Source organism: Vibrio rumoiensis 1S-45 (assembly GCF_000286955.2).
GTDB lineage: Bacteria > Pseudomonadota > Gammaproteobacteria > Enterobacterales > Vibrionaceae > Vibrio > Vibrio rumoiensis_A.
Window position 1 is genome coordinate 1 of sequence record NZ_AJYK02000068.1, and the last position, 6170, is coordinate 6170.

Below are 6170 nucleotides of genomic sequence, written 5' to 3' on the forward strand. Positions count from 1 at the left end.
GGGGGGATTAAACTGGAAAAACAGGAAACTTCAAAAGTGTACTAATAAGTTCAGTTTGGCTATTGGCCCCCACTTTCAAATATATCGATTTAATATAATCCTTAACTGTATGAATCGATCGATTTATTTCTTCGGCAATCACATCTCTGCTAATACCCAAGATCATCAATTCACAAATCGACACTTCAATTTTGGTTAGATTAAAAATAAGGGCAATAATATCTAAATTCACCACAATCGAACTTTCTTTATCATAAAAGTACACAATAGCACCTGACAAATGCGCACCTCTGTTATGTTTAACTGGCATCACTAACAAAGTAAGGGGGTAGCTTCCAGTCTCAAGCGTAATAATAGAGTGCTCATTATCACCCGGCTTTGTAATACTCGCTCTCAACACCGCTATTTTAAGTTGATTGGTCTTCGCCGGGGTATCTAAGGTCAAATCATTACTAGTAAGTTCAATATTTTCGTAAAGAGCTAGCAATCGTTTTGCGGACTCATTCGCATACAAAACATCGCCATTTTTATGGCATAAAATTGAAGGATGATGCACAAAATCTAATATTGAATAATCGTATTCAGAATATACTGCAGACTTAAGGTGAAAGTATAAATTGAGTGCTTGCTTTATATGTGGAACCAAAGCATTGAACGCCGCAATATCCTTTTGAGTAAAAATACCAACATCATGCTGTCTATGTGCATGAAAAAAGACATGGCAATGATCTAACTTAAAAATACATCCTGCGATATCAATAAATTGGTGACTATCGAACCAATCATGGATTGGTTTATAACGATAATTATCAAAATTATCAGGATATCGACCTTGATCTAACATCCAACCATAAAAGTGTTCAACCGGTTGCTTCAACATAAATTGACCAAAATAGTTTAAATCCAATAAATTTTGATCCACGCCTTGCAAAATAGCATATGAAGTAGGGCCTGCAATCCATATGCTTTTTAATTCAATAGCATCTGGTTGGTTACTTTCTATATGTAGAATGGCATCAGAAAGTTGAAAGGTTTCCACTAAGCTATCTAAAAAAGACTGAAAGTGGTCAGTATTGGTTGGGGATAAATAAAGGTTTGATATTAGTTTTTCAAATGTTTGGAAGTTAAAATGGGACTCCATACCTCACCTCATTGACTATATTAATGTTTAATATAGTCAATGAGACGAGAAAATGGTGAGTTACATGGCCTATTTTTTAATTTAAATCACAAACACTTCATAACCTTTTAATTGCGGTATTTGTTTATGTAATTCTTTTTCATCTTTCGCTAAATCTTGTAGATTACCGCAATAATCATTGGCTTCTTTTTGAAGATCAGTAGATTGACTTTGAATACGCGTTTCAACTTTTGTTTTTAAATCAATTAACTGATTTTGTAATTCACTTAAATTAACACTGCCGTCTGCTTTCATTTTTTCAGATAATACAGTAAAAGCACTTGAGAAGAACTCTCCATTAAATCGTTGCATCGCTGCTGCTGAATCTGCTTTCCAATTAGAGATAGCTTGACTGACAGCATCTTTTTTCAGGATCCATTCTCCATTTTGATAATAGCGAGACTCAATATCTGAGTAAAAGTCATCAATCGCTTTTTTTACGTTGTCGAAGGCCGCTTGATTTTTAAATGTTTCACTTACATCATCCAAAACATCATTAGCCAGCTTTACACCATCATCTGCAATCTTTTTAGCACGAGGCACATACGCCGTTACTTTTTCTCGGTATGTTTCAACGGCTTGTTGTTGCATCTTATTTAGATCTAATTTCTGACCATTAATAAAGACCTGGTTATCTTGATCAATCACTACTTTCGGTTGGCCATCTTGATAAACAGAAACTGAATCGTCTTTTAAGTGCATTTCGTTATCAATGCGAATATCACACTGCGGCATTTGGGCAAATGTCGACAACGACGTCAAGGTTAACGTAGCCGCAAGTAATGTTTGTTTCATTTTGGTGTTTTTCATAGCGTAGCCTCATTAGAGATGAGTAAAGACAAGGTTTCTATAACTTTAGACTCAAACTCTAACAATATTCATTATTTTTACGTCAATAATAAGTGAATTCATTCAATTTTGTTATTAAAGCAAAGTCATAATTTCGTATGTTTTCTGATGGTCTGCAATATTCATGTCGAATTCATCTCCAACTCGGCTTTTGACTAACCCTTTGCCTAATGGTGATTCAGATGTCACCAGCTGAATTAAAATACCATTAAAATCAAAACGTAACCCACCTGCCACGGGGCTAATAAAAAACCATTTATGTTCATCATTTTCATCATTCACTTCAATTAACGCGCCAAGTGAGCACAAGTCTTCTTCCGAAAAGTGCTTAATTGGCAGAGATTTAAAGGTATTAATATCTTTCGCGCACTGCTGCAAACGTTGGGCTTGTCCATGCGCAAGATAAGCCGCCTCTAGGCTCAAGGTATCGTACTTATGTTCTGGCGCGTTTTCTTGATCAGTTGCAGTATCAATAGCCGTTTGAGTCGCGCTCAATGCTACAGAATGAAGGTGAGTCAGTTTCTCTACAATAACATGGTGTAACATCGTCTTATCGATGGATATCGAACTCATGAGTGTTCCATTGCTTAGGCTGTTAAAACAAAAAACCTCCATAACGGAGGCTTTAAAATTGAATTATAAACTAAATAACCTGAGTTACGGATATTCATTTTTAAGCCCTTATATTTGGCTCACTTAATACTTTATAAATAAATATGTTAGCTTTAGTACCAAGTGATTTTAGAGCAGGTTACATTTCACAACAAAGCGACTGGGTATGCCATTTGAAATCGCGTACTATATCGATAAAACGAGACTTAAAAATGAGAATGACGGATGAACCAAGTTCAACAGACACTAAAGGATTATTTTGGCTTCGATGATTTACGAGGTGGTCAAAAGAAAGTTATTGAAACCATTCTCGCAGGCAATTCGGCGGCGGCGATTTTCCCGACCGGCTCAGGTAAGTCTTTATGCTATCAACTACCCGCAGTGATTTTACCGAACCTCACCTTAGTCATCTCTCCTCTTCTCGCGTTAATGAAAGACCAACTGGAATTTCTTCATAGCAAAGGCATTGCGGCCGCTTCGGTTGACTCCAGTCAAGACAGAGAAACCACCAATCGTATCTTGCAGCAAGTACGTAATGGCGAAATAAAAGTTTTAATGATTTCGGTGGAACGTTTAAAGAACGAGCGCTTTCGCCAGTTTATTTCTCAAATTCCTATTTCAATGCTCGTAGTTGATGAAGCGCACTGTATTTCCGAATGGGGACATAATTTTCGCCCGGATTATTTAAAGCTGCCATTTTATTGCCAAAGCCTCAATATTCCTCAAGTGCTCTTATTAACCGCCACCGCAACGCCGGCTGTGATTGAGGATATGAGCCAAAAATTCAACATCGCGAAAGACAATATTACTATCACTGGTTTTTACCGTCCAAATTTAGATCTCAATGTTCTGCCTTGTGAGGAATCAGAAAAGCCACAAGCCTTAGTTGATCTGCTTTGTACTCAAGCCAACTTACCGACGATTGTCTATGTCACTTTGCAACATACCGCCGAACAAGTGGCGAAACATTTACAACATCATGGCATGAATGCACTGGCCTATCATGCCGGTTTAGATTCCGATCTTCGCCAATCCATTCAACAGCAATTTATGACAGGTGAAGTGCCTTGCATTGTCGCCACAATCGCTTTTGGCATGGGCATCGACAAATCGGATATTCGTCGTGTGGTGCATTTTGATTTGCCTAAATCGATAGAGAATTATTCGCAAGAAATTGGTCGCGCCGGACGGGATGGAGAAAAGTCTTACTGTACAGTTCTCGCCAATACCTCAGGAATTAATGTGTTAGAAAACTTTGTCTATGGTGACTCGCCCGATCCTGAATCAATCCATTTTGTGTTGGCTTCAATTTATGATGAGCAAACCTCATCCGGCCAATGGGAAGTGATGCTCACACGCCTTTCTCGTGATGCCAATATCAGGCAATTGCCGCTTAAAACCTTATTAGTCTATTTGGAGTTAAAACAAGTCATTCAAGCCAAATACAGCTATTACGCCGACTACCGCTTTAAACATATTGTGAGTGAAGCGGATATTCTGGCTCGTTTTCCGCAAGATCAAAAAAATGCCGAACGTCGACAATTTATTCAAGCCATATTCAGTTGCTCGAAAGTGGCAAGAACATGGCGCAGCGTTGATTTCGATGGTTTGTGGATGGGCTATCAAGCAGAAAGAAGTCGCGTAGTGGCCGCACTCGATTATTTCCACGAGCAAGGGCTTATTGAACTCGAAAGTAAACAGATCACCGATGTCTATCAAGTGGTGGGGGATCAGCTTGATCATCATGAACTCGCCAATGAATTAAGTGAGTTATTTAAGCAAAAAGAGCATGGTGATCTAAACCGAATACAAACGCTTATTCAATTATTTGAAAGCCCGTACTGCTTGAGCTCCAAGCTAGCTGCATACTTTTTAGATCATGATGTTCCAAATGCTTGTGGACATTGTAGTGTGTGTCGAAAACAAGTAGCAACACTGCCAAAACCTTACCTTGATGACGTGCCATTATCTCAAGTGGAATATTGGCTAAAACCTTATCAAAGTGCTTTTATGAATAGTGATCGTTCTAAAACTTGGACGTTGACATCCGAGGCCATTACTCGCTTTTTATGTGGCATTGCGACCCCGCTGAGTTCACAACTCAAGGCCAGTAAAATGGAAGGTTATGGGAAATTAGAACAATACCCATTTGCACAGGTTAAAGCGTGGGTGGAAAGTGTGTAGCAAACTCTCAAACATTGGTTGCTAGTTCACTTCGATCTTAGTAAGCATTCTAGAACTACGAAACCAAAAACGGCCACCTTCATCGGTGACCGTTTTTATTTTTCATAAGCCGCTGATTAAGTTTAATCTTAATCTTGCTTTTTACGCTTGTCAGCAGCAGAGCGACGTTTGTTACGCTCTGTTTGAATTTTTTGAAACTCAATCAATTCTTTTTCTGCCCATTCTTTTGCTTCAGCTTCAGTGGTAAAACCTAACTGACGCTTCGACACGATAGTACGACGTGAAGTGATTTGACGAATAATTTCAGCAGCCCAACCGTTTCGTTTTTCAATTAGTTGGAAGTCGTATTTTTTACTCATAATATGTTACCTACCCGGCCCCATGGTGAAACATTCGCTCTGGCGCAAGGGTTAAATTAGGTGCGCATTAGAGCACAATTCAAAACAGAAAGATGTAAAAATTATTCATGCGTCTCATGATTTATTCTGGTTTAAAAACAAACTGAGCATTTACAGGCACTCCCAACGCAATAGCATTAAGTTTTGCAACCTCTTGTAGTGCTTTTACGCCATCCTCTAAACCAAATTGATTCGCATATATCACAACTGGCTCTATTGTTGTGACCTGTAATGCTCCCTCTTCCAACACAACGACGGAAACCGTTGTTTTGATCTTTTGAGTTTTATCGTGGAGAGCCAATTCAAGATCAATGGGCATCACCATTGATTGACCGGGTTTTAACGTGACCAACTGTTCGATATTAATCTGAGCACTCAAATTGGCTTCTGGGTAATTATCAACGTTGAAAAGCATGTCCTTCATTCGTTGATCTCGAATTTCGATTTTCGTGTCTACACTGGCTAAGTCGATATCCACCATAACCAAGCCTTTGTCATCAATTAATCCGGATAGATTTTTGAATTGATGTACTTCCGTCACAGCGCTATTTTTTACCGACACGAAACTTAATGCCGAATTTTGATTATCGAGTGTCCACCCTGCCAATGCCGTTTGTGGTAATGCAACCATCGCACCGGCAATCAAAACTGACATTAACGATTTCTTTATTTGTATTTTCATAGCGGCCATCCATGTAGTGGGAATATTAACAGACCCCAACCAATTGAATATTCATGCTCAATTAAAGAGGGAATAAACGTGACCAACACATCACTTATTAGCTTAGTGTATATTTAAGACAACACTTCTAAGTATTAGTAATGTAAAACTTTCTCAAATTCGAGATATTTCATCTAAATGTGATCTGAACCTAGTTTATAAACAGAGCAGAGTAATAATAAAAAACGGCCACCGAAGTGACCGTCTTATGAACTTGCTTTTCCTA

General features: G+C 38.5%; 6 protein-coding genes. 1 reads left to right on the plus strand and 5 read right to left on the minus strand.

The genetic code is table 11. From position 1 onward, the window contains the following. Window positions 1-7: 7 nt before the first annotated feature. The 3 genes from A1QC_RS09355 to A1QC_RS09365 form a co-directional block, all read right to left on the minus strand. Window positions 8-1141, minus strand: coding sequence for a helix-turn-helix transcriptional regulator (locus A1QC_RS09355; protein ID WP_017026074.1), 1134 nt, complete (start codon window positions 1139-1141; stop codon window positions 8-10). 81 nt (window positions 1142-1222) lie between these two features. After that, on the minus strand, window positions 1223-1990 hold the full coding sequence (locus A1QC_RS09360) for a DUF2884 family protein (RefSeq protein ID WP_017026075.1): 768 nt from the start codon (window positions 1988-1990) through the stop codon (window positions 1223-1225). A 114-nt stretch (window positions 1991-2104) separates the two neighbouring features. Then, window positions 2105-2602, minus strand: a complete 498-nt coding sequence (locus A1QC_RS09365) for a GreA/GreB family elongation factor (RefSeq protein WP_017026076.1) — start codon at window positions 2600-2602, stop codon at window positions 2105-2107. A 264-nt stretch (window positions 2603-2866) separates the two neighbouring features. Between A1QC_RS09365 and A1QC_RS09370 the strand changes: the two genes are divergently transcribed. Next, window positions 2867-4825, plus strand: coding sequence for a RecQ family ATP-dependent DNA helicase (locus A1QC_RS09370; protein ID WP_017026077.1), 1959 nt, complete (start codon window positions 2867-2869; stop codon window positions 4823-4825). Between the two features lie 128 nt (window positions 4826-4953). Here A1QC_RS09370 and A1QC_RS09375 read toward each other — a convergent pair whose 3' ends face one another. Continuing rightward, a complete protein-coding gene (locus tag A1QC_RS09375) occupies window positions 4954-5184 on the minus strand; it encodes a DUF3622 domain-containing protein (RefSeq protein ID WP_017026078.1) in 231 nt (76 codons plus the stop codon). Between the two features lie 121 nt (window positions 5185-5305). Further along, a complete protein-coding gene (locus A1QC_RS09380) occupies window positions 5306-5905 on the minus strand; it encodes a YceI family protein (protein WP_158006027.1) in 600 nt (199 codons plus the stop codon). Window positions 5906-6170: the final 265 nt, after the last annotated feature.

Excerpts from the sequence above, each read along its gene's own strand:
- A1QC_RS09355 (WP_017026074.1), bottom strand. The coding sequence starts at position 1,141 with ATGGAGTCCCATTTTAACTTCCAAACATTTGAAAAACTAATATCAAAC.
- A1QC_RS09360 (WP_017026075.1), bottom strand. The coding sequence starts at position 1,990 with ATGAAAAACACCAAAATGAAACAAACATTACTTGCGGCTACGTTAACC.
- A1QC_RS09375 (WP_017026078.1), bottom strand. The coding sequence starts at position 5,184 with ATGAGTAAAAAATACGACTTCCAACTAATTGAAAAACGAAACGGTTGG.
- A1QC_RS09365 (WP_017026076.1), bottom strand. The coding sequence starts at position 2,602 with ATGAGTTCGATATCCATCGATAAGACGATGTTACACCATGTTATTGTA.
- A1QC_RS09380 (WP_158006027.1), bottom strand. The coding sequence starts at position 5,905 with ATGAAAATACAAATAAAGAAATCGTTAATGTCAGTTTTGATTGCCGGT.
- A1QC_RS09370 (WP_017026077.1), top strand. The coding sequence starts at position 2,867 with ATGAACCAAGTTCAACAGACACTAAAGGATTATTTTGGCTTCGATGAT.